The 26,535-nt window shown below is 69.5% G+C and carries 24 protein-coding genes and 1 pseudogene; 10 read left to right on the plus strand and 15 right to left on the minus strand.

Translation table 11 applies throughout. The features are described from left to right. Positions 1-14: 14 nt before the first annotated feature. A complete protein-coding gene (locus ABEA10_RS32785) occupies positions 15-764 on the plus strand; it encodes a hypothetical protein (RefSeq protein WP_345470558.1) in 750 nt (249 codons plus the stop codon). Here ABEA10_RS32785 and ABEA10_RS32790 read toward each other — a convergent pair. From ABEA10_RS32790 to ABEA10_RS32810, 5 genes are all read right to left on the minus strand, one after another. Further along, positions 755-1,021: a response regulator transcription factor gene (locus ABEA10_RS32790; RefSeq protein WP_345470559.1), complete on the minus strand. Its 267-nt coding sequence runs from the start codon at positions 1,019-1,021 to the stop codon at positions 755-757. The two genes, ABEA10_RS32785 and ABEA10_RS32790, sit on opposite strands and share 10 nt — an antisense overlap. 172 nt (positions 1,022-1,193) lie before the next feature. Further along, the gene (locus tag ABEA10_RS32795; protein ID WP_345470561.1) at positions 1,194-2,018 is read right to left on the minus strand and encodes a DUF2637 domain-containing protein; all 825 of its coding nucleotides are present in this window, start codon (positions 2,016-2,018) and stop codon (positions 1,194-1,196) included. A gap of 949 nt (positions 2,019-2,967) precedes the next feature. Further along, complete coding sequence (locus tag ABEA10_RS32800) at positions 2,968-3,210, minus strand: hypothetical protein (protein WP_345470563.1); 243 nt, start codon at positions 3,208-3,210, stop codon at positions 2,968-2,970. A gap of 165 nt (positions 3,211-3,375) precedes the next feature. After that, a complete protein-coding gene (locus tag ABEA10_RS32805; RefSeq protein ID WP_345470565.1) occupies positions 3,376-4,713 on the minus strand; it encodes an NAD(P)/FAD-dependent oxidoreductase in 1,338 nt (445 codons plus the stop codon). 28 nt (positions 4,714-4,741) lie between these two features. Then, complete coding sequence (locus ABEA10_RS32810; protein WP_345470567.1) at positions 4,742-6,751, minus strand: erythromycin esterase family protein; 2,010 nt, start codon at positions 6,749-6,751, stop codon at positions 4,742-4,744. A gap of 272 nt (positions 6,752-7,023) precedes the next feature. Between ABEA10_RS32810 and ABEA10_RS32815 the strand changes: the two genes are divergently transcribed. Next, complete coding sequence (locus tag ABEA10_RS32815; protein WP_345470569.1) at positions 7,024-7,176, plus strand: non-oxidative hydroxyarylic acid decarboxylases subunit D; 153 nt, start codon at positions 7,024-7,026, stop codon at positions 7,174-7,176. 803 nt (positions 7,177-7,979) lie between these two features. After that, positions 7,980-8,558, plus strand: coding sequence for a DsbA family protein (locus ABEA10_RS32820; RefSeq protein ID WP_345470571.1), 579 nt, complete (start codon positions 7,980-7,982; stop codon positions 8,556-8,558). A 362-nt stretch (positions 8,559-8,920) separates the two neighbouring features. Here the strand turns inward: ABEA10_RS32820 and ABEA10_RS32825 are convergent, their stop codons facing one another. Beyond that, on the minus strand, positions 8,921-11,056 hold the full coding sequence (locus ABEA10_RS32825; RefSeq protein ID WP_345470573.1) for an FUSC family protein: 2,136 nt from the start codon (positions 11,054-11,056) through the stop codon (positions 8,921-8,923). Positions 11,057-11,462: 406 nt separating this feature from the next. Here ABEA10_RS32825 and ABEA10_RS32830 point away from each other — a divergent pair, with 406 nt between their 5' ends. Continuing rightward, positions 11,463-12,338 carry a Gfo/Idh/MocA family protein gene (locus ABEA10_RS32830; protein ID WP_345470575.1) on the plus strand — a complete coding sequence of 292 codons (876 nt, stop codon included), beginning with the start codon at positions 11,463-11,465 and terminating at the stop codon, positions 12,336-12,338. 598 nt (positions 12,339-12,936) lie between these two features. Then, positions 12,937-14,508 carry a Na+/H+ antiporter gene (locus ABEA10_RS32835; protein ID WP_345470577.1) on the plus strand — a complete coding sequence of 524 codons (1,572 nt, stop codon included), beginning with the start codon at positions 12,937-12,939 and terminating at the stop codon, positions 14,506-14,508. Positions 14,509-14,585: 77 nt separating this feature from the next. On the opposite strand, the gene ABEA10_RS32840 is transcribed toward ABEA10_RS32835, so the two are convergent. Beyond that, entirely contained in the window at positions 14,586-14,927 is a 342-nt protein-coding gene (locus ABEA10_RS32840; RefSeq protein ID WP_329260698.1) for a hypothetical protein, read from the minus strand. Between the two features lie 18 nt (positions 14,928-14,945). Next, entirely contained in the window at positions 14,946-15,875 is a 930-nt protein-coding gene (locus ABEA10_RS32845) for a glucose-6-phosphate dehydrogenase assembly protein OpcA (protein ID WP_345470581.1), read from the minus strand. 13 nt (positions 15,876-15,888) lie between these two features. Here ABEA10_RS32845 and ABEA10_RS32850 point away from each other — a divergent pair, with 13 nt between their 5' ends. The 5 genes and pseudogenes from ABEA10_RS32850 (at position 15,889) to ABEA10_RS32870 (ending at position 17,905) form a co-directional block, all read left to right on the plus strand. Continuing rightward, positions 15,889-16,272: a DUF1931 family protein gene (locus ABEA10_RS32850; protein ID WP_345470582.1), complete on the plus strand. Its 384-nt coding sequence runs from the start codon at positions 15,889-15,891 to the stop codon at positions 16,270-16,272. Positions 16,273-16,535: 263 nt separating this feature from the next. After that, a pseudogene (locus ABEA10_RS32855) lies at positions 16,536-16,661 on the plus strand (LuxR C-terminal-related transcriptional regulator); the annotation flags it as partial. A 104-nt stretch (positions 16,662-16,765) separates the two neighbouring features. After that, complete coding sequence (locus ABEA10_RS32860; RefSeq protein ID WP_345470584.1) at positions 16,766-16,942, plus strand: hypothetical protein; 177 nt, start codon at positions 16,766-16,768, stop codon at positions 16,940-16,942. Positions 16,943-17,039: 97 nt separating this feature from the next. Beyond that, a complete protein-coding gene (locus ABEA10_RS32865; protein WP_345470586.1) occupies positions 17,040-17,525 on the plus strand; it encodes a general stress protein in 486 nt (161 codons plus the stop codon). A 20-nt stretch (positions 17,526-17,545) separates the two neighbouring features. Next, on the plus strand, positions 17,546-17,905 hold the full coding sequence (locus ABEA10_RS32870; RefSeq protein ID WP_329260688.1) for a DUF5335 family protein: 360 nt from the start codon (positions 17,546-17,548) through the stop codon (positions 17,903-17,905). Between the two features lie 164 nt (positions 17,906-18,069). Here the strand turns inward: ABEA10_RS32870 and ABEA10_RS32875 are convergent, their stop codons facing one another. The 7 genes from ABEA10_RS32875 to dnaK are packed head-to-tail and all read right to left on the minus strand — an operon-like array spanning position 18,070 to position 26,354. Beyond that, complete coding sequence (locus ABEA10_RS32875; RefSeq protein WP_345470588.1) at positions 18,070-19,659, minus strand: FAD-dependent oxidoreductase; 1,590 nt, start codon at positions 19,657-19,659, stop codon at positions 18,070-18,072. Next, on the minus strand, positions 19,643-20,068 hold the full coding sequence (trxA, locus tag ABEA10_RS32880; RefSeq protein WP_345470590.1) for a thioredoxin: 426 nt from the start codon (positions 20,066-20,068) through the stop codon (positions 19,643-19,645). Before trxA ends, ABEA10_RS32875 begins: the two co-directional genes overlap by 17 nt. A 10-nt stretch (positions 20,069-20,078) precedes the next feature. Then, positions 20,079-22,664: an ATP-dependent chaperone ClpB gene (gene clpB, locus ABEA10_RS32885; RefSeq protein WP_345470592.1), complete on the minus strand. Its 2,586-nt coding sequence runs from the start codon at positions 22,662-22,664 to the stop codon at positions 20,079-20,081. Then, positions 22,655-22,978, minus strand: a complete 324-nt coding sequence (locus ABEA10_RS32890; protein ID WP_345470594.1) for a chaperone modulator CbpM — start codon at positions 22,976-22,978, stop codon at positions 22,655-22,657. Before ABEA10_RS32890 ends, clpB begins: the two co-directional genes overlap by 10 nt. Beyond that, positions 22,978-23,955 carry a DnaJ C-terminal domain-containing protein gene (locus tag ABEA10_RS32895; protein WP_345470596.1) on the minus strand — a complete coding sequence of 326 codons (978 nt, stop codon included), beginning with the start codon at positions 23,953-23,955 and terminating at the stop codon, positions 22,978-22,980. Before ABEA10_RS32895 ends, ABEA10_RS32890 begins: the two co-directional genes overlap by 1 nt. Further along, the gene (locus ABEA10_RS32900) at positions 23,939-24,427 is read right to left on the minus strand and encodes a nucleotide exchange factor GrpE (RefSeq protein ID WP_345470598.1); all 489 of its coding nucleotides are present in this window, start codon (positions 24,425-24,427) and stop codon (positions 23,939-23,941) included. Before ABEA10_RS32900 ends, ABEA10_RS32895 begins: the two co-directional genes overlap by 17 nt. Beyond that, the gene (dnaK, locus tag ABEA10_RS32905; RefSeq protein WP_329260664.1) at positions 24,420-26,354 is read right to left on the minus strand and encodes a molecular chaperone DnaK; all 1,935 of its coding nucleotides are present in this window, start codon (positions 26,352-26,354) and stop codon (positions 24,420-24,422) included. Before dnaK ends, ABEA10_RS32900 begins: the two co-directional genes overlap by 8 nt. Positions 26,355-26,535 lie beyond the last annotated feature (181 nt).

Below are 26,535 nucleotides of genomic sequence, written 5' to 3' on the forward strand. Positions count from 1 at the left end.
CGTGGGCGCCGTCGGTGCACAACACCCAGCCCTGGTGGTTCGGCACGCGAGGCTCGACGGTGACTCTGCACGCCGATCCCGAGCGCCGGCTGAACGTGGCGGACCCGGACGGCCGGGAGATGCTGATCAGCTGCGCGGCGCCGTGCACGCTTCGCCTGGCGGTCCGCCGCCCCGGCCGCGGCCCGCAGGTACGGATGGCCTCCGACCCGGAGCGGCCCGGGCTGATCGCCGATGTGACGGTGGGGCCGGCCCAGCCGCCCAGCGAGGACAAGAACCGGATGTATGACCAGATCCGGCGCCGCCGCACCCATCGCGGCGGCTTCCGGCCCGAGGGCCTGCCGGCCGGGTTGTTGCAGGCGCTGCGTACCTGTGCCCTCGACGAGAACGCCGCCCTCCGCGTCGTCGCGGATCCACGAGCACTGATCGCGCTCGGTGCCCTGACCGAGGTCGCCGAGCAGATGCTGCGCCAGAACCCGGACTACTGCCTCGAAATGGCGCGCTGGGCGCCGCGCCCGGGCAGCCGCCGGCGAGGCGGCGTACACGACGACGCCTACCTGCGCGATCCTGGACGTACGGATCCCCACTTCGCGCAGCGCGACTTCGCACGCGGCCACGGCTGGGGCCTCACCGACGACGAACGGCACGGCGCGACGGGCGTGGTGGCTCTCCTGACCACGAAGGCCGACGAGCGCGCCGCGTGGCTCCAGGCCGGACAGGCGTTGCCCGGAACGACGTCCGCGCCCCGTAAGGGAGATCAGGGGTGAGTGTGGTCGGTTTCCCAGGCCCAGGCGGCGATGCCGACGCGGTTGGCGACGCCGAGCTTCGCCTGGATGTTGGCGACGTGGGTTTTGACGGTGCCGATCGAGATGAACAACTCGGCCGCGATGTCCGCGTTGGAGCGGGCCGCCGCGAGCCGGGCAGGTGGGGCGGCGCTCAAAGGGGCGGGGCGCAACGTTATAGCCCGTCCCCGCCCTATCTCCAGGACGCGGTGGCCCGGCTGCACATCGAGTTGCTCAAGCATCTGCGCGACGATTCCCGGCGCGGAAGCCATGCCGCGAGGTCGGCCGTCCGCCCCGGGTGGGTGATGACGCCGTCGTGAGCATAGGCCTTCTCGACCGCGACGTCGGGTACGAACAGATGTCCTGAGACTCCTACCCCCGGACCCGTAGTGATGATCTGGGAATCCTCGGTCGTCACGGTGCGGCCACCGGGTCCAGACGGCCGGTCGTTCCGGCTTGCTTGACGAGACGACCCCAGCGTTCCCGGCGCCCGAAGTGTCCGGCGATCGTTTTACCGGAGGGAAGTTCTCCAGCCGGCGTACGGTTGGCGATCGCCCATCGCCATGCGCTGTGTTGCAGCTCAGATGCCGGACGTCGCGGTCGTCGGCCGCGGTCCGCTTTCCCCGGATCACGCGGATGGACATCGTCTATGTCCCGTATGAACTCTTCGGTGCTGTCCGTCTGAGCGTCGTATGAGGCTGTGGCCAGATCGGCGGGTGCCGTATGAGCATCGAATGAAGGAGCCTCCTCGCTCGTCAGCCTCGTATGAGGCACGTATGACCCGACCTCGTTCGCCGCGGGGCTCGTATCAGGCACCTGCGCACGTGGCGTCTTCCGGGCAGCAGCGTGCCTGACCTGGCGCATCAAGAGCTCGTACGAGCCGATCAGAGCACAGCTTGGCCAGGCGGCGATCAGCCGGCCAACCGCCGAAGGCTCCGCGACGGCCACGTTCGCCGCCAGGCTCGCCGCGCTCCCGATGACCAGCAAGCTCCAAGGCAGCAGCCCGCTACGCTGCCCATTCCGGGAGTCGGCCAGCCACGTCATCGACGAGGCCGCGATCATCCCGTCCACCGAAACAGGCAACAGGGTCGACGTCCATGACGTCTCCCCATACCGCCGGACCAAGATAAACATGTGCTTATACGACAACACCGCCGCGATCCCAGCCAACACCACCACACTGAGAGTCGTCGTCCACCGAATAGACCGATCCGCCCAGCCGGACTGAGGATTCGCCATGATCCCTCACGCCCCCGGACCGTCGACCAGCGAGGCGACATCGAGAGGGACATACCCGAGAGGGATGACGATGGTGGGAAATTGGTTTGACTCCGGCCTCGGACTTGAACCCCCATCACACTCAGAGCGGCCGACCCCCGGTTGATGAACCTGCGGCACTATCACGTGCCCGCAGTCTGGGCGCCGATTGGGCGACGCCGACTTCCCGGAGCCTCGCTGAACGTGGTTCACCTGCGCTCAACCGACACCGCCGACCTGCGCTTTCACGTATAGCCGCCGGTGCCCGCGTGTTCGAGCTACTTTTTTGACACGGTAGAGGTCACTGGTTCAATCCCAGCATCGCCCAACCACATGAAAGTGCAGGTCAGAGGCCATCCCCCATCTCTGGAGGGCAGAGCCTCAGTCGTCTATGGGCGATATTTGGGCGTTGATCTTGGCGCCATGGTTCACCGCCGCTGCGCCGCTCGAAAAATAGGGTTCGGATCGTGAACCTGCAGATTCAGGAAGCCCGGTGATATTGGTTGATCAAGTCATCCAGGACCGGTCGCCGCCGGATGGAGCGGAGGTCAGCCAGGCCGGTGATCGGCCGCGTGACAGTCGTCTCGACTGCGGGCGGTCGCTGACCGCGGGACTGATATGGACGATGATCGTTATAGTGCTCGGCGTATTCGGACGGATTTAGGACAGACGCCTCGCGTTGAAGGTAAGCGTACGGTCGAGCACTTCGCGGCGGAGGGTTCCGACGACCCGCTCGCAGATCCGTTCCCCCGTGGCGCTTGGGGCGGGGTCCTGATGATCCGCAGACCGTCGGCTCGGAAGAGCTCATCGAAGGCCGTAGCGAACTTGGTGTCCCGGTCACGGACCAAGAACCGCAGCGCCTCAACTCGGGCATCCAGTTCCATGGCCATGTTCCGGGCCTGCTGAGCCACCCATGTCCCGGTCGGGTGCCCTACTCGATGCATACCAGCTCGGACAGGCGCTTCAACGTGATGGTATGCGCCGTGAAGAAGTCACACCCGATGATTTTGCAGGCCTGGTCGGTCGTCAGGTCGGCCCGGACCTGCGCGGTGCTGGATCGATCCCGGCTCCGTTGAGAATCTGCCATACCGTCGAGGGGGCCGACGTGGTGGCCGAGGCCAGCCAACGCCCCGTGGATCTTCCGGTGCCCCCATTCGGGGTTCTCCGGGCCCATCTGAAGGATCCTTTCTTGACCGCGGTAGCCGTCGGCGGCCGTCCCGATCGGCGCCGGTCGGTGTACATCCATTTGCGGGCGACCCGGCGGCGGTGCCAGCGCAGGATCGCCGCGGGAGTCACCGCAAACACCGCCCATCCGGGGGAAGATCCCACGTTCCTGCGCTCATGCCGTGTGCGGCGCCTGTGGCGGAGGTGCACGCACCTCCGCCGTGGCGGCGAGCCGGACCGCGGAGGCGGGCACCATGCCCAGCTGGACCAGCTGACGGGACAGCAGCGCATCCAGCGTCCAGTCACTGCATATCCGCAGCCGGTTACTCGGGACGGCCGCCAGATGATAGCCACGGGTGACGACCTTCGCCGGTATTCCGGACAGTGGCAGTCCCAGTACTTGGGCGGCGGCTTGGACCCCGCCCAGATCCACGACGAAGCCCAGATCCTGGTGCTCATAGGACCGACGCCGGCCGTGGCCGTACGTGGCGGCGATGTTGTGAGCGGCAGTGATGCCTTGGCGCTGAGCATGCTGGGCGGTCATCGCGGTGATCTGGCCAGGGCGGGTCAGGTCGGGCACGGCCGCTGCGTCGCCGCAGGCCCAGATCTCCGGATGGCCCGGCACATTGAGATAGGCGTCGACCACCAGCCGGCCCTTGATCGTCGGCAGGCCCAATGCCTCAATCAGCGGATCGGGACGGACGCCCACGCACCAGATCAGCGTACGCGTGGGCACGAATTCCCCGCCCGACAGCCGCACTCCTTCGTGTGACGCTTCGACCACGGTCGTGTGGGGGCGGATCTCCATCCCCCGGCGACTCAAGACCTTGTGTGCCGTCTTCGACAGCCGTTGGTCGAGCTCCGGCAGTGGACGGGCGGCGATGTCGACCAATAGCCACCGGATCGGCTGGCCCGCCAGGCCCGGGCAGCGCCTCGCGGCCTCATTTGTGAGCAGCTGGCCGTTCGCGGCGACCTCCGTCCCGGTGTAGCCGGCGCCCACCACCACGAAGGTGCAGCGGGCCGTACGTTCGGCGGGGTCATCGGTCGCCTCGGCGAGTTCGATGTCGCGCAGGAGCGCGTCGCGCAGGTAGACCGCCTCTGCCATGCTCCTGAATCCGTAGGCGTACTCGGCGATTCCGGGGATGGGGAGCAGCTTGTTGACGCTGCCCACGGCAAGGACCAAGCGGTCGTAGCCGAGCGATTGGTACGCACCGTTGGGGGCCAGGTAGGTCAGCTGGTGAGCCGCGATGTCGACGGCCTCCACCGTGCCCAGCAGGGGCCGGACGCTCGGGCATGTTCCGACCAGCGGGACTGCGACCCGACGGGGCTCCAGGATCCCTGCCGTGACCTCGGGGAGCAGCGGAAGGTACAGGAAATGGTCGGTGGGGTTGATCAGAATCACCTCGACCGCATGCCCGGCCAGGCGAGCCAGCGTCCGCGCGGCGTGATAGCCGGCGAAGCCAGCGCCGACGATCACGACACGTTCGTGGCCACGGCGCGCCGACACGGTCATCGCCCCTTCAGTGCGTTCATGGGCCCTCCTACACGGTGAAGGGATAGGTCTCCGGTGCCTCACCGCGCTCCCATCGGGTGGTCCGCTCGAGGGGTTCGACCGCTCGCGTCTCGTCGATGTGGATCACGGCGTCGAACTGGTCGGCCACGCGTGCCCGGAAGTAGTGACTCTCTCGTTCGCTCTGCGGCCGATAGATCACTCCGATGGCCCGCTCCAGCCTGGCGGTACGCAGCACCTCACCCGCCGGCGGTGCCAGGTCGAACCAAATGAGGAACTCCGTGACGCCCATCTGGTGGAACATCTCTTCAACGCTGTTCGGCAGGGCCGGACGTACGACCTTGCGATCGGCAGGAGCATCCCAATCGTCGGCGGCGGTGACCGTGCCGGAGTAGGTGGTGAAGCCGATCAGGCGGCACTGGCCGGGATGTTGTTCACGCACCAGCTGCCCGACGTTCAGCTCCCCGCGGGAACCCGTCTCGGTGGCGCGCGCGTCGCCGAGATGGGAATTGTGCGCCCACACCACAATCTTCGCCGGTTCGCCCCGCACCCGTCCCAGATGGCCGAGCAGAGCTTCGAGCGTCTCCACCATGTGCCGGTCTCGCAGGTTCCAGGTGGAGACCCGCCCGCGGAACATCTCCCGGTAGTACTTCTCGGCGGCCTGTACAGTGACCGCGTTGCGCTCCGCGTAGAAGGCCTCATCCTCGGCGAGCAGCCCATCCCGTTTCGCATACTCCGGCGCGCGCCGTTGCATCTCGACCAGTTGAGCGACCACCTCGTGTTCGCACGTCTCCCCGGCGCCGAAGGCGGCCGCGAATCCATACGACTGGCCATCATCGCCGCTGGCGTGGTCGAAACAGGCGTAACGGTCCCTGGCGCGTTGCGCGGCATCGGGGTCCACGCGCTCGAGAAAGGCGATCACCTCGTGCATGGACCGGCGCAGGCTGTACAGGTCCAGCCCGTAGAAGCCCGCCTTGCGCTTCTCGTCGCCGACGCGGTCGTTGTGTTCGCGCAACCAGCCGACGAAATCCAGCACGGCCGTGTTCCGCCACATCCAGGTCGGGAAGCGCTCAAAGCCGCTCAGCGCCTCCTCGGCGGTCACGTCCTCGCTCCGATGGCGTACGAAGCGGTTCACCCGGTAGGCGTCCGGCCAATCCGCCTCCACCGCGACACCGCAAAAACCCCTCTCCTCGATGAGACGGCGAGTCATCTCCGCACGTGCTGCGTAGAAGTCGTGAGTACCGTGCGAGGCCTCACCGATCAGCACCAGGCGCGCGTCTCCGACCAGCCCGAACAGGGTCTGCTCCGGCGGAACGCCGTCCTCGACACGCGCGGCCGACATCCCTATGACCGCTAGGTCCGACGGCGGACCGGCCTTGGCCGCGCCTGCGCTCGCTCTCGCCGCCGCGCGCAGTAGATCACGCACCTCTTCGTCCGTGGTCTGGGTGAAATCCCAGTACGACCGGCCGACGGCGAAGAACGGCGATGGTGTCGTGGCACAGACCACCTCGTCCACCTCGAGCCTGAGCTCCTCACATGTGGAGCTGGGCGCGGCCGGCACCGCCACCACGATCCGGGCCGGCTCCAGCCGCCGCAGCGCCACAATGGCGGCGCGCATGCTCGACCCGGTCGCAAGACCGTCATCGACCAAGATGACGATCCGGCCGGACAGCTCGGGCATCGGCCGACCTTGCCGGTACCCCTGTTCCCGGCGCATCAGCTCGCGGCTCTCTCGCTCGGCCACCTCCCGGATGACATCGGGGGCGATCCCGAAGCCGATGACGACATCTTCATTGAGAACGATCACCCCACCACTGGCGATCGCGCCCATGGCGAGCTCCTCGTGCCCAGGGACACCGAGCTTGCGTACCAGGAAGACATCCAGCGGGGCGTCCAGGCAGGTCGCCACCTCATAGGCCACCGGGACTCCGCCGCGTGGCAGGCCAAGTACAACGACGTCGTCGCGGCCGCGGTAATCCTCCAGCAGGCCGGCCAACGCACGGCCCGCATCCCGGCGATCGCGGAAGATACGTTCGGGCATCGCAGTCACCGCCGACTCGGCTCGACAACTCCCAAGATCCGGGAACACCGCCGGCAGCCACGTCGCCAGTGGACCCGCGACCTGCTGTTTTTTCAGCCTACGTGTTGCCCGGTGTCGTCTCGTCCCCGGGCCCCGGTCGATTCGACCTGGCGTGTTCGCAGCCACGCTCGCTCCGCGGGCCCGTGCCGAAACGCGGTCGCGTCTTCGCAGTCCAGCGACGCCTGATGGCCGATCCGGTCACACCAGCTCATCGAGCATGCTGCCGGTGGACCATGTACGTCTGCAACACCTGCATCTACAGCTGGCGCTCGACCGAGCCCCGCTCCGCCACGGACCCGCTGGCCTACCCCGCGGAGTTCAAGATCGACCCCGTGGACATCCCGTCCATCCCCGCGATCCCGGCCGTGCCCCCGCGACGCCGCTGACCGCGCCCACCCCGGTGAGGGGACCCCTCATAAGCACGCGCGTCCCCTACACGAAAGGCCGATCAGCATGGCTGACACGCTCGGCGACCGGCTCCCGGACGAACTCGTCCACGCCCTGGACGACGAAGCGCTCACCGACGAGGACCAGACCGGCTTCCTGCTGGTCACCACCGACGAGAACGGAGCGCCGCGGATCTGCATTGTCAGTGCCGGCGAGTTGCTCCTATGCGACGAGCGGACCCTGCGGGTCGCGTTGTGGCACGGCACGCGCACCGCGCACAACCTCGGCCGCAGCGGTACCGCACTCCTGGCCGCCATCTCCCCCCGGGCCCGTAATCTACGTCCGGGCAGAACCCGCGCCGCTGGCGGCCCCGGAGACGGCGAACCTGGAGTGCTTCGAACTGACCGTGAAGAGCGTCGAGGCGGACGTCCACGCAGGAATGCCCGTTACCACCGGCATCACGTTCCGCGCCGATCAGCCCGACCACGCCACCGCGGTCGCGGCCTGGCGCCGGCAACGTGCGTTGCTCGCGAGCGCCGAGGTATCTCCGACCTGATCTCAGACGTCCGGCGCGGCACGCGCGACCACGCTCTGCCTCTGGCTGACGTCCTGAGCACGCACCAGCACGAGGTCCATACCGGCCTTCGCGCCTGCCGGGCACCCGGCGACTCCTTAGGTTCAGGCTCTCTCATCTCTTTGGCGTGGGTGAACGCGGGACCGGAGAATCACCCGGGCCCGGCCAAATAGCATGGAAGGACCTGCAAGGTCAAGCCACATCTCCTGCCGCGATAGGGAGGATTGCATGACCACATGGATGCCACAAGCGCCAGCGCCGGAACGCGTTCCGGCCGGGGCGTCGGCGGAGGGAGACGGCATCGTCATCGGCGCCGGCCCGGTCACCATCGACACCTACATCGACTTCCTGTGCCCGTTCTGCAAGCAGTTCGAAGAGACGGCCGGACCGACGCTCGACCGCCTGGTTGCCGAGGGGTTGACCACCATCGTCTTCCACCCGATGACGTTTCTGGATCGCCTGTCGACCGGCCACTACTCGTCCCGTGCGTCGTCCTCCTCAGGCTGCGCGGCAGACGGCGGCCGGTTCAGGGAGTACAGCCGCGCGCTGTTCGCCGGTCAACCGCCGGAGGGCGGACCGGGCCTCACTGACGAGACGCTGGTCGAGATCGGCCGCTCAGTCGGGCTGGGCGAACCCTCGTTCGCGCGATGCGTGCTCGGCCGGGCGTACCTGGCCTGGTCCGCTTACGTGACCTTCATGGCCGGCCGACGCGGGGTCGGCGCGACACCCACGGTCACTGTCGACGGGATGTCCGTGCCGGCCAACCCACGGGCGATTCTGACAGCCGTGGCGACCGTTGCCGGCTGACGTCACCGGTCAGTCGGTGTGAGGAGCTGCAGCGTTTTTGGAGGCTGATCGCCGAGGGACTGTCGAGCGAGGATGCCGCCTCGCGTGCGGCATGTCGATGCCGCTGGGCCCGCAGTGGTTTCGTGGGGGTGGCGGGATGCCGCCGATCAGGTACCAGCCTTTTTGCTCTTACGAGCGCCAATCCGACCGGCTCGATCCCGGCCGTGATGCGGCCCGCGACTGCCGTGCCGGGCCTTTGCCCTTGAACAACCTTCCCCGCAAGGGTGAGATCCGCCGAGCGGTGCCCAGTCCCCCGGTTCTCCGCCTTCTTATTCCTCGCGAGCTGCCGTCGACTCGACCGCAGCCACCCACGCGTCGCGCGGTCAACGTCCGCCGGGCCGGCAGGCCACCGTCGCGCGGCTGAGTTCCCTGAGTCGCTCGGCGTCAGCGATCAGCCAGTACACCATGTCGCGAATGCCTGCAATACCCGCAGGCTCCACGAAAGTTGCACCGGGGACGATGTGGCCGAGGACGCCGGCCCGGCTACGGCCGGGTGGCTCCGGTGGGCGTTGATCGCGGATGCCGACTTCGGCCTGCGGCGTTGCCAAACCCGGATCGGGAAAGGCGAGGACCTCGTCGGCGCCCTGGTCAAGATGGTCGGCGACTTTACGCGCGGCCGTAGCGATGGGACCGACCGGGACGGCGGCGAAGGACGCCGGCGACGTCAGGCGATCTCGTAGCCGCCGCGCGGCTCTACCCGTCTCACCGATGCGCGAGATCTGTTCGTCGGGTGACCCAGCCTTCCGTCTGAGCCTGGTGCCGGCCGCTTCGAGCGTGGCGGCGGCCGACGCCGCCTTCCGGTCCGCGCCGCGGATCCGGGCTTCGCGGCTCCTGGACGGTTCGGCGACCGCACGCGCGAGCGCGGCATGGGTATGTAGCAGCCGAGCCAGCCGCTCGGCTATCCGGCGCTGGATCCCGGCCGGAAACAACATCTGCGCGAAGAGCAGCGCGAGCAGGGCGCCCGCGAGACTGAGTACGATGCGCAGGATCCCGGCCCGCCAGTTCAGCGGCGCGGTGAAGTCGATGAGGAGCATGGTCATCGGCGTGCCGAACATGATCCAATAGCCCGTGTTCACCGGTTTGAGCGTGAACCCGAGCGCGCCGCTGATGAAGATCAAGGCGAGGAGGGTGATCCGCCCAGGCATGAGTGCCAGGGCAACGGCGGCGGCTGTGGCGCCGACTGTGGTGCCGACGGCCTGCTGCAGGACCATCCGTACCGTGCCGGTGTACGAGTCGCGCAGGCTGAACAGTACGGTGAGGATCAGCCAGTGCGGGTGAGACAGGTGCAGTCCGATAGCCAGGATCATGGTCAGTGCCAGCGCCGTACCCAGGCGTGCGGCGTGCCGGAACCGGGGCGACCGGGTCCTGACCGCTTCGACGCACCGGCCCCACCAGGCCCGGATCCCGGGCAGTCGTCGCCCGGCGATGCGCCGCTCTTGCGCTAGGACCCGGCACACCGTGTCGGCCGACGCATTCATCCGGCCGATGATCCGGTCAGCGTGAAGGCGCAGCGCGATGGTGGGCAGGCCGGCCCTCCCGGTGACACCCCGGCTGTCGTGTTCGCCCGACCGGCCCATCGGAACCGAGCCCGCCGCCACAGTGTCGGGCGGCACGTCGTCCGTATCCGTCTCGATCGCCATGCCGAGCGTGCGCAGCCGGACGGCGACGGTGGTGAGGGCCGCCCCGAATTCGGCCTGCCACTCCGTTGGATACGGCCGACTTTCCAGGCGCAGCGCACCCAAGACGGCTGCCTCGTCCATCACCTGGTGGATCGCCGCAATAATCCGAGCCGGTCGGCGCTGTTCCTCGAAGCCGCCCGAGCGGTAAAGGCCGTAGGCGACCCGAGCGGAGTGAAGGTCCGAATACGCCGTTGCGCGCCGACGAGGCCATTCGCCCGGGTCCAGGTCAGGGCCCGCCAGATCGTCGAGTGTGTCGGCGACCGAACATGCGGCGGCGGCGATACCAGCGCGCAGCGGCCGAAGCCTCTGTGCGACCCACGGCGCCAGCAGCAGCACACAGATCCACACACCGCCCAGCGTCTCCAGCAATCCGTTGTACAGCGCTGGGCTGGTCGTCGGTCGCAGCGCCGCCACCAGCGTGCACAGCGCCGCCATCGGTCCCAGCTCGGGAATGGCCGCGCCTAGCGCTGCGACCGCGGATGTGACCACAACCATCAGCCAGTCATGGCTGCTGACCAGGCCCCCGAGCCAGGAGAAGAGTGTCACGACGGCCACCCTGATGATCATCGAGCGGGCACGGGCGCCCTGGCGCCCCTGCGGGCCGATGACCCCGACGTAAAAGGCCCCCAGAGCGACGAGCTGGCTCTCGACGACACGCCCGGTGATCAGGCCCACCACCAGCGGGACACACACACCGGCCGCGGTCGCCAGCCCGTAGACCGGCGCCGCGCAGCCCTCGAACGTGGCGAACGCCCGGCGCAGCCACAACAGCGATGACACGGCCTGCTCCCTGGCAACGTGGCGGCGGTCTCCGCCCCTTACCCCACCTTGTTCACGCCTACCCACCACGATGCCCGGCGCTGCGGTCGGCTGAGGTGCTTGGTCCGCGTGGCCGCGGGCGGGGCCGGGCGATGTAGCGGCCATTAGGCCAGCGCGCCACGCCGCCGACCACGACCCACACCGGCGCGGAGACCATGAGCTTCTTCGGCGGCCTGGAGCTGCTCGACCAGGCCTGGTCTCCTGTTCGCACTGGCGGCCGGAGTTCGCCGATATCGACGGACCGGCACCTCACGTCCCCAGTACGGCACGGTCGGCCGCAAGCCCTGAAGGCTCGAGTTACCGCCTGGGCGAGGGGCACAGCCCCTCCCGCTTCCTACACGACGTGGCGGGTGATTACGGTGGGTGTATGAGGGTATCGGTGGGACTGGTCGGCGCGGGCCGCTCGGCGGCCGAGTTGTACGCGCCCTCGCTGGCATCCGCCCCCGCGATCCGGTTCGCGGGCATCTGGTCGAGGTCGCCGGAAGCCGCACGGGGCCTCGCCGCGCGATGTTCGGTTCCCTCCTTCGGCAACTTCGCCGAAATGCTCGACCATTGCGACGCAGTCGCGTTCGCCGTGCCGCCTGCCGCGCAGCCGTTCCTCGCCGCCGCGGCGGCGGGACGGCATGTGGCCCTCCTGCTGAGCAGGCCGATCGCCAACGACCTGGCCGGGGCGGAGGAGTTGGCCGAGGCCGTCGCCGACGACGTGGTCTGCCAGGTGGCGTTGACGTGGCGCTACGCACCCGCCGTTCGAAGCTACCTTGACACCCAGGTCAGGCGGGCGCGGCCCATCGGCGGCACCGCCCGCCTGATCTCCGCGGCGCTGGCCTCGGACGCGCCGGCGTGGCGGGCCGAGCGGGGCGTGCTCATGGACGTGGGGGCGGACGTGGTAGACCTTCTCGACGCCGCCCTCGGCCACACGGCGCTCATCCGCGCGCACGGCGATCCGCACGGCTGGGTGGGCCTGCTGCTGGAACACGAGGGCGGCCGGTACAGCGAGGCCTCACTGCTGGCCACCGCGCCGGCCGACCAACCCGCCCGCGCGGAGATCGAGATCTTCGGGCGGGGCGGCTCCGCCATGATCGACTGCAGCGACGTGACTGAGCGCGAGGCTGTCGGGACGATGGTCGAGGAGTTCGCGGATGCGGTCGAGCACCGCAGGCCGCACCCATTGGACGTGCGACACGGCCTCCACCTTCAGCGGCTGCTCGACGCCGCGGAGACCGATCTGCTCGCCGGCCACTGATCCGGAGGGCGCGCCGGTCCACATCAGCCACCGCATCGAGACCGATCCCGCTACACATCGACGCTGGCCACGGATCGCCGATAAGTTCATCGAGGAGTTCGCGGCCGCTCTTGGCGGGCTGGCCGGGGGACCGATGGACGCACGCACCGCCCTGCCGCCGCTGGCCTCCAGGACCGGCCCGGACGCTATGCGGGCCTGGTGGCCGAGGCGCTCCAGCATGGCGCCCGGCTGTCCAAGGTCGGCGAGCCGACGCCGGCCACCGGAGCGTTCGCGCGACCGGCGATCCTCACCGGAGTGACGAGCGCCAGGAACTGTTCGACCCGGTCGTCCTAGTCGACGCACCGCCGCGAGCGACCCCCGCGGCCTGCTCCTTATCGACTTCACGGGGTGGGTGAACCGGACGGCCGGGCTGTCCGCGATCTCCCTCACTCTGCCCGGTGCCCGTTGCAATGCAAGGGCCGCCGACGCCGAACGATGCCGGGACGCCCGCTGGGGACGCGGCCGCCGCGCGAACTGCCTTTTCCGCGGTCACGGCGCCATACCCGGACCGCGCGTCGCCGAGGCTCGAGCGCCCCCTCTCCGGGGAAGGACCGCGACCATGAGCCCCGTGTCCCTGTTCGTCGTCGGTCTTGCCATCGCGGTGGTGGTGCTGCTCTCGCGCGCGCTGTCCGCCCGAGCGGGGATCCCCGAGGCCATCCTGCTGGTGCTCCTCGGCGCTGCGGCCGGCTTCCTGCCCGGCATGCCCGAGACCCGGCTCCCGGCGCAGCTCGTGCTGCTCGGTTTCCTGCCACCGCTCGTCTACCACGCGGCGTTCTTCACCGCGCCGAGGGAGGCGAAGGCGGACGCGGTACCGATCATCACGCTCGCCGTCGGGCTGACGCTGGTGACCACCGTCGCCGCCGGGTCCGCGGCGTGGTGGACCATGCCCGCGATGGGCTGGGCGGCGGCCATCGCCCTCGGCGCCGCCATCGCTCCGACCGACCCGGTCGCGGCGACCTCGATCATGAAACGGCTGGCCACGCCGATCCGGATCGTGACCATCGTCGAGGGCGAGAGCCTCATCAACGACGGCGTCGCGCTGACCGCGTTCGGGCTCGCCGTCGAAGCGCTACGGGGGCCGTTCTCCTTCGGCCACGGCGCCACCAGACTGGCCGAGGTGGTCGTCGGCGGCATCGCGTACGGCCTCGTCGTGGGCCTCGTCAGCGCCCGTATCCGCCGCCGGATCCGCGACGCCGGCAGCCAGATCATCGTGTCATTACTGACGCCATACCTCGCGTTCGTCCCGGCCGATCGACTCGGCCTGTCCGGGGTCCTCGCCACCGTTACCGCGGGGTTCTATCTCGGCACCCGCGGCGAGGGCATGCTGCAGCCGGCGTCCCGGCTGCCCGGACAGGTGTTCTGGCGAGTGCTGGTGTTCATGCTGGAGTCGGCCCTGTTCGTACTGCTGGGTCTGCAGACCCGTGCGCTGTTCCGTGAGCGGGCCGGCCTGCCCTGGTCACGGACGGTCATCGGCACGATGGTGGTCGCGGCCGTCGTCGTGGTCCTGCGGCTGGCGTGGACGCTGCTCGTGTTCCCGCTCTCGCGGTACCTGCCGGGGCGGCACTTCACCTTCGACCACCTGCCGTGGCGCGACCGGCTCGTCATCGGGTGGAGCGGCATGCGCGGCGCCACCACTCTGGCGATCGTGCTGTCCCTGCCGACAACCGTGCGCGATCTACCGCCGGAGATCCGTAGCGAGCAGATCTCCGTGGCTGCCGCGATCGTGTTCATCACCCTGATCGGGCAGTCCATGACGTTGCCTGCTCTGCTGCGCCGGCTCGGCCTCGCCGAGTCGGATCGCGTCCGGATCCAGACGCTCGATGCCCGCCGGGAGATGCTGGAGACCGCGCTGGCTCGACTCGACGAGCTCGTCGAAGGCGGTGTGGTGGACGAGCGCACCGCCCGGGCCTACCGCCAGATCTATGAGGACCGGATCGACCGGATCCGGGCCGAACTCGACGAGGAGGTGGAGGAGGTCACCGATGCCGTCGGCCTGCGCCGCGAGCTGGTGCGGACTCAACGCGAGAGACTCCGGCGGCTGTACCACAAGGGCAGGATCAGCGCGGAGGTCATGCGGGCCGTGGACCGCTGGCTCGACCTCGACGATCCCGACGTCCGCGACGTCGAATGACCCGTGGAGCGCGCCCGGCCCGCCGACCGCGACCACCCCGCCGCGACCAGGCCGTCCCCGGCACCGGACCAGATCCCCTATGTCCGGCTCACCACGGCCGACAGGTGGGGAGCGGCCGCGCGGCGCTGTTCGTCGGTGGTGGTGACGCGGAGGCGGGGCTCGTCGCTGTCCAGCCGCGCGGGCGAGCTGTCGCGACGTCCCTCGGGGATCACGGCGACCCCCATGGCGCCACAGTTCGGGCAGGTGACCTCGCCCCCGGTGGGCGGTGGCACCGGCACGCCGTCCAGCCGGTAGAACGCGAATATCGCACCGACGTCATCGCTCACGTACTGCACGTCGTAGTCGGCGGTCCAGGTACGGCCGCAGCGCCCGCATACGAACCTGTAGCGCTCGACCGCGACGTCGACCAGCATGGTCATCGCACCTCCGAGTTCATCTCAGATCATGCTCAGGGGGCCGCGGACGACGACATTCTGCGGCCACCCCTGGAGGGCCTCTCGGTAGACGTCATCCGGTTCGAGGCGCCGCAGTTCCTCGGCGATCAGTTCGGCCTCGCGGCGCCGGTACAGTGCCACCTGCCGGTCGGGCTCGCCGGGCCGCGACAGTGTCGCCACCCTCCCGTCCGGACGTGTCACCACGATCGGACCGAACGCCGTGGGCAGCCGGACGATGGTGATCCCGGGCCCGCGCGAGAACGACAGCTCGCACGACACGCCGAGCCGGCTGGCCAGCCATGCGCCCAGCAACACGGCGCTGGGGTTGCGCGGCTCCGCCGCGATCGCCGCGCCGGTTACCTCGCCGTGGGGCCGGTCGAGCTCGACGGCCAGCAGCGAACGCCACTGGGTCAGGCGTGTCCAGGACAGATCAGTGTCCCCGGGCAGGTACGCCTTTCCCAGTCGATCGAGGGCGCCGAGAGGGTCGGCGTTGCCGGCAGCGTCGGTGACGCGCCGTTGGGCCAGGCGGCCCAGGGGCTCGTCACCGGGCCGCTCTGGAGCGAACCTGGGCCACCAGGTGACGGCCGGAGCGTCGGGCACCAGCAGGGGCAGCACCACCGATTCGGCGTGCCGCACCAGCAGGCCGTACAACCGCAACAGCACGATCTCGCCCGGCCCGGCCTCGGCCACGTGGATCTCCGCGTCCATCCGGGTCGCCTCGTCGCTGCCGCGCGGGATGACCGCGATGATCCGGCTGGGATGCTCCCTCGACGCCTCGGCCGATGCCCGCAGCGCGTCGTACTGGTCGGCCTCGGTAGTGACGATCACCAGGGTGAGCACCTTGCCGACGGCTGGACCGCCCATCCGGTGACGCGCCGCGGTCAGCGCGTCCTCGATGCTGTGGGTCGTCGTGTCCACCAGATCGATGATCATTTTCCACCCCCGCGTGGGGACTCGCGGCCGCAGGATCCCGCCCCGCGGGGAAGACAAACAGATCGGCGGTTCCGTACGGCCGCACTCGCGCCGTGACACCGGACGGTTCCCATCTTGCCGCTGCTCCTTTCCGGTCACGGCCCGAGAACAGTCCGATGTCCTGGCTTGTCGTTTCCAATCTAGCCGGGGCCGAGCGGTCGTCCCCCGGCCCCGGCTCGCCAAGCACCCGCCGTTCGAGCTGACGGTCGCGGACGAGACCGAGGCCGGCCTGCCACAGATCGCCGGAGGGCTGACCGTCGCGCTCGCCCGCGCGTTCAAACTGATCGATCCGAAGCTGAAGAACCCGCACACCGAGCACTGGGAACGCGTCGCCCGCGTGTTCGACCTCTTGCTGTAGGCCGGCACGAGACCACCCGACGGCGGCTGCACTACACGATCGGGGATGTCACGCGAGCGTCCCCCGACAAAGACTCCACCGCCGATTCCCATAAATTTCCACGCCCCGGCCCGATCTGGGGACTGCGCGCGCCCGCGCCATTGCCGGGCAACAGAACCGCCATGTCTACCCAGGATGAGGATGCGACCGGCCCCACGATGGGCGAGCGTCGAGATGTAGGCCTATCGACACAGGACCTCGGAATCTGAGCGCTCACCAACCGCCAACTGGCCGACCGGCTCTTCATGAGCGTGCACACGGTCGCCTTCCACCTGCGGCACGCCTTCCGCGAACTCGAGGTGACCTCGCAGGTGGAGCTGATACCGCTCGTTATGAGGGCGGGCAAGTGATCAAGGACGAGACCGCCGATTCGGCCGGTGATCCAGGACCCATCTGCGACGGTCTGGCCGAATAGGGGATGTCGCCCGAGGCCGCAGTACATAGCGTCCAGAGCATGGAAACCGTTGAGGACCACACCAGCGCCGCCCGTCTCTTCATCACGGAGGCGCTCACCATGGATCCCAGGATGAGTCACGAGAAGCTCATGGCCGCTCAGGCCGAGGCCGCACTCGCGATCGCGTCGGCGCTGGACGGCGTGGCAACGGCGGTCCGGGACGGCAGGGAGGCGTGACGGCGTAGACGCGGGGCCGGTGGGAGCCGTCCCGCCAACGAGCGGTGCCGTATTCGACCAGACATCAAGGCATCATCCGAGAGGAAGTCGACGGCACATGTCAACCGGCAGGGCCGAGGAAGGCCCGCACAAGGTAGTGCTGGTTACGTACGGTAGCCACGAGGCGGCCCAGCACATCGTGGACGTTCTGGCCGAGCAAAAGTTCCCAGTGGAACACGTGGAAATCGTGGGCACGGGCCTCAGGCTGCAGGAGGCCGTACTCGGCCGCCTCACCCTGGGGCGGACTTTGGCCTCCGGAGCGGTCACCGGCGGCTGGATCGGGCTTATGGTCGGGGTCGTGTTCTTGATCGTCAGTCCGTGGGCGGCGGCATCGGTGATCTCCGCCGTCGTGCTCGGCATCGTATTCGGCCTCATCTGGGCGGTGGTTGCACACACGTGGCGGCGGCGGTCGTTCGTCGCGGTGCCCGCGGTCGTCGCCGACCGTTACCAGGTGCTGGTCGACGCACCGTTCGCCGAGGAGGCGCGACGCGTGCTGGCCGCGGCCCGGGTGGCCCCGGCCGACAGCGCGAGCCGGCCGCTGTGACCCTTGGGGAGGAGATCGAGATGAGCCAGGCGACGACGGTCGACCGCGGCAAGTGGGCGGAGTTCTTCGACACGCTGAGCGCGGATCACGCCGGTCACAGCGCCGCCATCGAACTGCTCGGCGCCGACTTCGGCGACCAGTTCGAGACCGAGCGGCTGCCGTTCGCGTACGCCTCCTACGATTCCCGCGACGATGTGATCGTCATCGGAGTCGGGGGAAACTCGGCACGATTCCCGGTTCTTCTCCGCCACATGATCGACCATCCCACGGAGATCGACTTCACGGTCCCCGAACCGGCCGAGACCGACGTCCGGATCGTCGGCGGGGACGGGACCGCGACCCTGCTGCGCCTGCGTCCGGAACCCGCCCTGCCTCCCTGAGCACGCTGGTGGGCGCCGTGCCGTGTGGTGCCGCAGGCCCGGCGGGCCGTGGAGACCTCACTCACGCTCCAGGCGGCGGTGGCGGCAGGGTTGCCCCGCCCGCGCCGGGTTCACAGAGGGGTCCGCGGTCCGGACGTCACTCACCCTCCGTTGCACCGTCCGAATCATCCGCTGAGACGCTCGTGGACCAGCCGGACGGCCATCGCGCCTTCGCCCACGGCCGACGCGACCCGCTTGACGGACCCGCTCCTGACGTCACCGACCGCGAACACGCCCGGCAGGCTGGTCTCCAGGGGCAGCGCGTCGTCGCCGGTGCGGATGAAGCCTTTCCCGTCCAGCTCTACCTGGCCGGCCAACCAGCCGACACAGGGGTCGGCGCCGATGAAGATGAACAGGTTCCGGGCCTCGTGGACGCACCGTTCTCCGGTGCGGCCGTCCTCGACGACGACCGCCTCCAGCGTCTCGTCGCCGACCAGTTCGCGTACCTCGGTGCGCAGGTGGATCTCGATGCCCGGGGAGCGCTCGATCTGATCGATCAAGTAGCGGGACATGTTCTTGCCCAGGTCACCGCCCCGGACGAACAGCCTGACCCGCTCCGCGCGCTTGGCGAGATAAAGGGCGGCCTGGCCGGCCGAGTTGCCGCCGCCGACGACCGCGACGGGCACATGGACACACTGCAGCGCCTCGACCTCGGTGGCGGCGTAGTAGACGCCGCAGCCCTCGAACCGTTCGAGGCCAGGGACGTCGAGCCGCCGGTAGCGGGCACCGGTGGCGAGCACCACCGTGCGGGCGCTGATCCGGCCGCTGTCGCCAAGGGCGATGCCGTAGCCGGCGTTCTCGACCTCCAGCGCGGTGGCCTCCGCCGGGACGCCGAGCCGCGCGCCAAACTTCTCGGCCTGGATGACCGCGCGCTCGGCGAGCTCGGCGCCGGAGATTCCAGAGGGAAACCCCAGGTAGTTCTCGATGCAGGAGGACGTGCCGGCCTGGCCGCCGGTGGCGACCGCGTCGACGACGACCGTGCTCAGGCCCTCGGACGCGCCGTAGACGGCCGCGGCCAGCCCGGCCGGCCCGGCACCGACGATCACGAGGTCGGCGACGTCGCCGTGGGCCGCCGCTGTCGGTAGGCCGATCGCGCGGGCCAGCTCGGCGTTGCTCGGGTTGCGCAGGATCCGGTCGCCGTTGAGGATCACCAGCGGGGTGTCTTCGGGCCGGACGTGCAGCCGCCTCAGCGCCTGCTCGGCCTGTGTGTCCTGTTCCAGGTCGATCCACCGATGCGGGAGCCGGTTGCGCGCCGCGAAGTCCCGCAGCCGCCGGGTGTCGGGTGAGAACCGGGAGCCGATGATCCGCAGCCCGGCGCCGAGCTCGATCAGCAGCGAACGCCGGATGAAGTAGGCACGCAGGAGGAGGTCCCCGAGCGCGGGGTCCCGGGCGATCAGCAGGCGCAGGCGATCCACCGGGATCCGCAGGACCGCGCCCGGCTCGTCGACCACGGCGCCGGCGAGCGCCGCCTGCCCGGTGAGCAGGCCGAGCTCGCCGAGGAACCGGCCCGGGCCGTGCACACGGATGACTTCGTCGGCGTCGACCATCGCGACCGAGCCCTCCAGAACCACGAAGAAGTCGTAGTCCGGCTCGCCCTGTCGGAACAGAACGTCGCCCTGCCGGGTCGGGATCCGCTCGCCATGCGCGGACAGGCGCTGTATCTGCTCAGGGTCCAGCCGCGGCCACGCGCCGTGCACGTCAGGTGTCTCTTGCAATGTTCTTCTCCACCCATGCGCGCAGGGCCGGAGCGGGCGCGGCGCCGGCCTGCCGATCGATTACCTTGCCGTCCCGCATGAGGAGCAGGGTTGGCACGGCCTGGACGGCGAACCGCTCCTGGATCTTCGGTGCCCGGTCGACGTCGACCTTCACGAGCTTGATCAGGCCGGCCATCTCGCGGGCGAGCTGTTCGAGCGCCGGGCTGACCATGCGGCACGGGCCGCACCAGGTCGCCCACAGGTCGACCACTACCGGCACGGAGGCGCGCTCGGCGATGTCGGCGAAGTCGTCGTCGCCGGCGTCGGCGACCCACGGAAGCGGCTGGTGGCAGTTTCCGCACCGCGGCGTACCGTCGGCCACCGCCGGCACGCGGTTGCGCTTGCCGCAGTGCGGACATTGGACGATCATCGATGCCCCCTCACGGGTTCTCGTAGGAGACCTTGAGCTCACCGTCCTCCATGTCCACGTGGATGACCGCACCGTCGAGGATTTCCCCGGACAGCAGCTCACGGCCGATCCGGGTCTCGACCTCATGGGCGATGAACCGGCGCAGCGGCCGGGCACCGTACACCGGGTCGAAGCCCTGCCGGGCGATGAAGGCGCACGCCTCGGGCGTGACGTCCAGCGTCATCCGGCGGTCGACGAGACGGGCCCGCAGGTCGTTGAACATCAGATCGACGATCTGTTCGATCTCACGCTGCGTCAGCGGTTTGAACAGCACGGTGTCGTCGACCCGGTTGAGGAACTCGGGCCGGAAGTGCGCGCGCAGCGCGTCCATGACGGCCTCGCGCGCGTCGGGCTTGAGCTCGCCGTCGGAGGTGACGCCGACCAGCAGGTAGTCCGAGCCGATGTTGGACGTCATGATCAACACGGTGTTGCGGAAGTCCACGGTGCGGCCCTGGGCGTCGGTGAGCCGGCCGTCGTCGAGCACCTGCAGCAGCGTGTTGAACACGTCGGCGTGGGCCTTCTCGATCTCATCGAGCAGCACGACGGAGTACGGCTTGCGCCGCACGGCCTCGGTGAGCTGGCCGCCCTCCTCGTAGCCGACGTAGCCGGGCGGGGCGCCGACCAAGCGGCTGACGGTGTGCCGCTCCTGATATTCGCTCATGTCCAGCCGGATCATGTTCTCCTCGGTGTCGAACAGCGCCGCCGCCAGTGCCTTGGCCAGCTCCGTCTTGCCGACGCCGGTCGGGCCGAGGAAGATGAACGAGCCGATCGGGCGGCGTGGATCCTTGATCCCGGCCCGGGCCCGGATGATGGCGTCGGTGACCAGCCGCACGGCCTCGTCCTGGCCGACGATGCGCTGGTGCAGCACCTCATCGAGCCGGAGCAGCTTCTCGCGCTCGCCCTCTTTGAGGCGGCTCACCGGGATGCCGGTCCAGCGAGATACGATCTCGGCGATCTCGTCTTCGGTCACGACCTCGCGCAGCAGGCGCCGGCCGCCCTGCTTGTCGGACAGCCGCCGTTCCTCGGCCTCCAGCTTGCGCTGCAGCTCCGGCAGCAGGCCGTGGCGCAGCTCGGCGGCACGGTTCAGGTCGTAGTTCCGTTCGGCCTTGTCGGCCTCCCGGCGGACGCGTTCGATCTCCTGGCGCAGGTCCTGCACCTTGCGGAGCGCCTGCCGTTCGGCCTCCCACTGGGTCCGCATGGCGTCGGCCTCGGCCCGCAGGTCGGCCAGCTCCTTGCGCAGGTCATCCAGGCGCGTCCTGCTGGCCGGGTCCTCCTCCTTGGACAGCGCCGCCTCCTCGATCTCCAGGCGCATCACCCGCCGGGTGAGCTCGTCGAGCTCGGCGGGCATGGAGTCGATCTCGGTACGGAGCTTGGCGCACGCCTCGTCGACCAGGTCGATGGCCTTGTCCGGCAGGAACCGGTCGGAGATGTAGCGGTGGCTGAGCGTCACCGCGGCGACGATCGCGGAGTCCTGGATCTTCACGCCGTGGAAGACCTCCAGGCGTTCGCGCAGGCCACGGAGGATGGAGATGGCGTCCTCGATCGACGGCTCGTCGACCATCACCGGCTGGAAGCGACGTTCGAGGGCGGCGTCCTTCTCAATGTGCTTGCGGTATTCCTGCAGCGTGGTGGCGCCGATCATATGCAGCTCGCCGCGGGCGAGCATGGGCTTGAGCATGTTGCCGGCGTCCATCGCTCCCTCGGCCGCGCCGGCGCCGACGACGTTGTGCAGCTCGTCGACGAACAGCAGGATGCGGCCCTCGGCCGCCTTGACCTCGTTGAGCACTGCCTTGAGGCGTTCCTCGAATTCGCCGCGGTACTTCGCGCCCGCGACGAGCGAGCCCATGTCGAGAGCCCAGACGGTCTTGTCCCGCAGCCCTTCCGGCACGTCGCCCTGGTCGATGCGCTGGGCGAGGCCTTCGACGATCGCGGTCTTGCCGACGCCCGGGTCGCCGACGAGCACCGGGTTGTTCTTCGTCTTGCGGGACAGGATCTGGATAACGCGGCGAATCTCGGTGTCCCGGCCGATGACCGGGTCGAGCTTTCCGGTACGGGCCTCGGCGACCAGGTCGCGGCCGTACTTCTCCAAGGCCTCGTAGGCGGCCTCCGGCATGGCCGAGGTCACCCGCTGGTTGCCGCGGACCTTGGTCAGCTCCTCAAGGAACCGGTCACGGGTGACCCCCTTGATCAGTCCGTCCTCGATGAGGGCCAGGACGAGGTGCTCGACCGAGACGTACTCGTCCTTGAGCCGCTTCGCTTCGCGCTCGGCCGTGTCGAACAGGCGGGAGAGCCGCTGCGTGACGTAGACCTGGCCGGGCGCGGCGCCCGGGCCGCTGACCCGAGGACGTCTGCCGAGCTGCGATTCGACCTCCTTCTGCAGCAGGTCGGTGTCCACGCCGGCCCCCGCGAGCAGCCGGGGGGCAAGGCCCTCCGGCTGGTCGAGCAGGGCCAGCAGGAGGTGCTCGGCGTCCACCTCGGTGTGCCCGAAGCGCAGGGCCTTGGTCTGCGCGTCATGCAGGGCTTCCTGGGATTTCTCGGTCAGTCGGTTCAGGTCCATGGTCGACCTCCGGAGCGTATGTGGGCGCGCCGTCTCTGCGCCGCCTCGAGAGCGGCGATGCGGTCGAGAAGGTCGCATACGAGGCCGAGCGCGGCGTAGTTAAGCGAGAAGCCGGCGTGGAGCCGCTGGACGCGCGCGAGGGTCGCGAGCTGGTCGCGGGTGAACCACAGCGTGCCGGAGGCGTCCCGGTCGGCGTCGAGAATGCCCAGGGTGACCAGGCGGCGGACCAGCTCGGGATGGACGCACGCGTCGCGGGCGAACGTCTCGAGGTCGAGCCGCACGGGACGGGCCGACCGCACCAGCGCGTATCTCATCAACGCCTCCTCGGATCGAAGGAGGATGTGGCGGCGAGCTCCTGGAACAGCCGTCTCTCCTCGGGGCTCAGCCGGTCCGGCACCATGATCTGCACCTCGGCGAACAGGTCGCCCGGCCGGCCGCGCGGATTGGGCAGCCCGCGTCCGCGCAGCCGCAACCGCCGACCGCACGACGTGCCGCCCGGCACCTTGACCTTCGCCTCGCCACCCGGCGTGTCGAGGGGAGCGGTGGTGCCGAGCGCGGCCTCCCAGGGAGTGAGCGGCAGCCGTACGGTGATGTCGCGGCCGTCGACGCGGTACCGCGGATGCGGCATGATCCGGACGACGAGGTAGAGGTCACCCCGCTGCCCGCCGTCCGAGCCGTGACCGCCCTGCCCGGTGAGCCGGATGCGCTGGCCGTCGGTGACGCCGGGAGGAATGTCCACGTCGACGGTGTGCGGGCCGCCGGGCCCGGTGAGCGTGATCCTGCGGTGCCCGCCGTGGTACGCCTCCTCCACGGTCAGCTCCAGCTCGGCCTCCTGGTCGGCCCCCTGGATCGGACCCCATCCGAAGCCGCCTTGGCGACGCCTCGCCCCCGCGCGCCCGCCGAAGATGCCGCCGAGCAGGTCCTCCAGGTCCACATCCTCGGCCCCGCGGGCGCCGAAGCCGCCTCCGAAACCGCCGAACCCTCCGGCGCCGGCACCCGCCCGCCCGCCGGCGCCGGCGCCGGCGCGGGCCCGGGCCCAGGTCTCCGGGTCGACGTCCGGCGGCACCCGGCGAAAGTCCTCGCCGAACGCGTCGTAGCGCTTGCGCTGCTCCGGGTCGGACAGAACGGCGTACGCCTCGGACACCGCCTTGAAGCGGTCCTCCGCCTCCGGGGCCTTGTTGACGTCGGGGTGGTACTTACGGGCCAGTTTGCGGTACGCCCGCTGGATCTCATCCTGGCTCGCCGCCCTCGGCACCCCGAGGACCTCGTAGAAGTCACGAGCCGGTGCCATCGGCCTGTGGTCCCTTCGACACCACGACCTGCGCCGGGCGCAACTGGGCGTCCCCCGAGCCGTACCCGGGGCGGGTAACCTCGACGACCGTCCCCTCCGGCACGTCCGCATCGGGAGCGGTGGCCACCGCCTGGTGCCGGGTCGGGTCGAACGTCCGCCCCACATCGTCCTGCCGCGGGAAGCCGAGCCGGGTGAGCAGCTCGAGCGCCTGGTCGCGTACGGCCCGCACTCCCTCGAGGAGGACCTCGCAGTCGGCGCCGCCGTGCTCGATCGCCCGTTCGAGATTGTCCACGACGGGCAGCCACTCCGCGACGGTACGGGCCCGTTCGGCGAAGCGCTGCCGCTCGGTGTCGCGGGCGGCCCGCTTGCGGTGGTTGTCGAGATCGGCGAGGGCACGCTTCCAGCGGTCCTCCAGTTCGGCGATCTTCATCGCCGAGCCCGTGCCCTCTTCTTCCGGCCGCATCTCACTCATCGGTCGTGAACTCCGCATCGATCACGTCCTCGCCGCCCCCGGCACCGGGACCGCTTTCGGGGCCCCCACCGGCGCCCGGTCCGCCTGGCGCGCCCGGCCCACCCGGTCCGCCGGGCCCAGACGGGCCCGCCCCGGCAGCGGCACTGGTGAGGCCGTAGAAGACCTGCTGCAGCTCGGCGGCCAGGTTCCGGAGCCGCTCGACCGGCGCCTCCTCCTTGATCGCCTGACGGGCGTCGCCGACGAGCATCTCCGCGCGCGCCTTCTCGTGCGTGGGGACGCCCTCGCCGAGCTCTTGCAGCCGCTTCTCGACCTGGTACGCGATCGAGTCGAGCTGGTTGCGGGCGTCGATCATCTCGCGCAGCCGCTCGTCCTCGGAGCGGTGCTGCTCGGCGTCCTTGATCATCCGGTCGATCTCGGACTGGTCGAGGTTCGTGGTTTCGCTGATCGTGACCTTCTGCTCGGCGCCGGTGTCCTTGTCGCGGGCGGAGACGTTGAGGATGCCATTGGCGTCGATGTCGAAGGTGACCTCGATCTGCGGTACGCCGCGCGGGGCCGGACGGATGTTCTCCAGCCGGAACCGTGCCAGGACCCGGTTGTCGGCGGCCCGCTCGCGCTCGCCCTGTAGGACCACCACGTCGACAGCGGTCTGGTTGTCTTCCGCGGTGCTGAAGATCTCCGTGCGCCGGGCGGGGATCGTGGTGTTCCGCTCGATGATCTTGGTCATGACGCCGCCGAGCGTCTCCAGGCCCAGCGACAGCGGGGTGACGTCGAGTAGGACGACGTCCTCCACCTCGCCCTTGATGACGCCTGCCTGCGCCGCGGCGCCCAGCGCGACGACCTCGTCCGGGTTGACCGTCATGTTCGGGTCCTTGCCGCCGGTCAGGCGCCGCACGAGAGCATGCACAGCCGGGATGCGCGTGGACCCACCGACGAGGATCACCTCGTCGATGTCGTTCGCGGTGACCTTGGCATCGGCCATGACCGTCTCTACCGGACCGACGCAGCGCTCGATCAGGTCACCCGTGATCTGTTCGAACGTCGAACGCATCAAAGTGGTGTTCAGGTGCTTGGGGCCGGTCGCGTCCGCGGTGACGAAAGGCAGGTTGACCGTCGTCTGGGTCACCGAGGACAGCTCGACCTTGGCCTTCTCCGCCGCCTCGAACAGGCGCTGCAGCGCCTGCGGATCATTGCGCAGGTCGATGCCGTTGTCCCGCTGGAACTCGTCGGCGATGTGGTCGACGATCCGGCGGTCGAAATCGTCGCCGCCGAGGTGCCCGTCACCAGCCGTCGCGAGGACCTCCACGACCCCCTCGCCGATGCTGAGCAGGCTCACGTCGAACGTGCCGCCGCCGAGATCGAAGATGAGGACCGTCTCATTCGCGCCCTTGTCCAGCCCGTAGGCCAGCGCCGCCGCGGTCGGCTCATTGATGATCCGAAGCACCTCGAGGCCGGCGATCTTCCCGGCGTCCCTGGTGGCCTGGCGCTGCGCATCGTTGAAGTAGGCGGGGACCGTGATGACCGCCTCGGTCACCCTCTCGCCGAGGAACTTGCCGGCGTCGTCGGCGAGCTTGCGCAGCACCAGCGCGGAGATCTCCTCAGGTGCGTACAGCTTGCCCCGCACATCGAAACGGACGGCCCCGTCCGGGCCGGCCACCACGTCGAACGAGACGGCGTTGATCTCGCTGGCCACCTCGTCGTACCGGCGGCCGATGAACCGCTTGGCCGAGTAGATGGTGCCTTTGGGGTTGAGGATCGCCTGCCGGCGCGCGAGCTGCCCCACCAGGCGCTCGCCCTGTTCGGTGAAGGCCACCACAGACGGCGTCGTACGCGACCCCTCGCTGTTCGGGATCACGGTGGGGTGGCCGTCCTCCGTCGTGGCGATGACGGAGTTCGTGGTGCCGAGATCTATTCCGACTGCCTTAGCCATGCCATCCTCCCGGCCGGTCCGACGGAGCCTCGACTTCGGAGGGAGCCTGACCGGCTCAGATTCCGAGGTCCTGTGTCGATAGGCCTACATCTCGACGCTCGCCCATCGTGGGGCCGGTCGCATCCTCATCCTGGGTAGACATGGCGGTTCTGTTGCCCGGCCATGGCGCGGGCGCGCGCAG

It is taken from the genome of Actinoallomurus oryzae (assembly GCF_039541955.1).
GTDB classification, from domain to species: Bacteria; Actinomycetota; Actinomycetes; order Streptosporangiales; family Streptosporangiaceae; genus Actinoallomurus; species Actinoallomurus oryzae.

Excerpts from the sequence above, each read along its gene's own strand:
- ABEA10_RS32815 (WP_345470569.1), top strand. The coding sequence starts at position 7,024 with ATGTACGTCTGCAACACCTGCATCTACAGCTGGCGCTCGACCGAGCCC.
- ABEA10_RS32820 (WP_345470571.1), top strand. The coding sequence starts at position 7,980 with ATGACCACATGGATGCCACAAGCGCCAGCGCCGGAACGCGTTCCGGCC.
- ABEA10_RS32860 (WP_345470584.1), top strand. The coding sequence starts at position 16,766 with ATGGAAACCGTTGAGGACCACACCAGCGCCGCCCGTCTCTTCATCACG.
- clpB (WP_345470592.1), bottom strand. The coding sequence starts at position 22,664 with ATGGACCTGAACCGACTGACCGAGAAATCCCAGGAAGCCCTGCATGAC.
- ABEA10_RS32865 (WP_345470586.1), top strand. The coding sequence starts at position 17,040 with ATGTCAACCGGCAGGGCCGAGGAAGGCCCGCACAAGGTAGTGCTGGTT.
- ABEA10_RS32890 (WP_345470594.1), bottom strand. The coding sequence starts at position 22,978 with ATGAGATACGCGCTGGTGCGGTCGGCCCGTCCCGTGCGGCTCGACCTC.
- ABEA10_RS32900 (WP_345470598.1), bottom strand. The coding sequence starts at position 24,427 with ATGAGTGAGATGCGGCCGGAAGAAGAGGGCACGGGCTCGGCGATGAAG.
- ABEA10_RS32870 (WP_329260688.1), top strand. The coding sequence starts at position 17,546 with ATGAGCCAGGCGACGACGGTCGACCGCGGCAAGTGGGCGGAGTTCTTC.
- ABEA10_RS32790 (WP_345470559.1), bottom strand. The coding sequence starts at position 1,021 with ATGCTTGAGCAACTCGATGTGCAGCCGGGCCACCGCGTCCTGGAGATA.
- ABEA10_RS32805 (WP_345470565.1), bottom strand. The coding sequence starts at position 4,713 with ATGACCGTGTCGGCGCGCCGTGGCCACGAACGTGTCGTGATCGTCGGC.
- ABEA10_RS32840 (WP_329260698.1), bottom strand. The coding sequence starts at position 14,927 with ATGACCATGCTGGTCGACGTCGCGGTCGAGCGCTACAGGTTCGTATGC.
- ABEA10_RS32830 (WP_345470575.1), top strand. The coding sequence starts at position 11,463 with ATGAGGGTATCGGTGGGACTGGTCGGCGCGGGCCGCTCGGCGGCCGAG.
- ABEA10_RS32800 (WP_345470563.1), bottom strand. The coding sequence starts at position 3,210 with ATGGGCCCGGAGAACCCCGAATGGGGGCACCGGAAGATCCACGGGGCG.
- ABEA10_RS32895 (WP_345470596.1), bottom strand. The coding sequence starts at position 23,955 with ATGGCACCGGCTCGTGACTTCTACGAGGTCCTCGGGGTGCCGAGGGCG.
- ABEA10_RS32835 (WP_345470577.1), top strand. The coding sequence starts at position 12,937 with ATGAGCCCCGTGTCCCTGTTCGTCGTCGGTCTTGCCATCGCGGTGGTG.
- ABEA10_RS32810 (WP_345470567.1), bottom strand. The coding sequence starts at position 6,751 with ATGCCCGAACGTATCTTCCGCGATCGCCGGGATGCGGGCCGTGCGTTG.
- trxA (WP_345470590.1), bottom strand. The coding sequence starts at position 20,068 with ATGATCGTCCAATGTCCGCACTGCGGCAAGCGCAACCGCGTGCCGGCG.
- ABEA10_RS32845 (WP_345470581.1), bottom strand. The coding sequence starts at position 15,875 with ATGATCATCGATCTGGTGGACACGACGACCCACAGCATCGAGGACGCG.
- ABEA10_RS32795 (WP_345470561.1), bottom strand. The coding sequence starts at position 2,018 with ATGGCGAATCCTCAGTCCGGCTGGGCGGATCGGTCTATTCGGTGGACG.
- dnaK (WP_329260664.1), bottom strand. The coding sequence starts at position 26,354 with ATGGCTAAGGCAGTCGGAATAGATCTCGGCACCACGAACTCCGTCATC.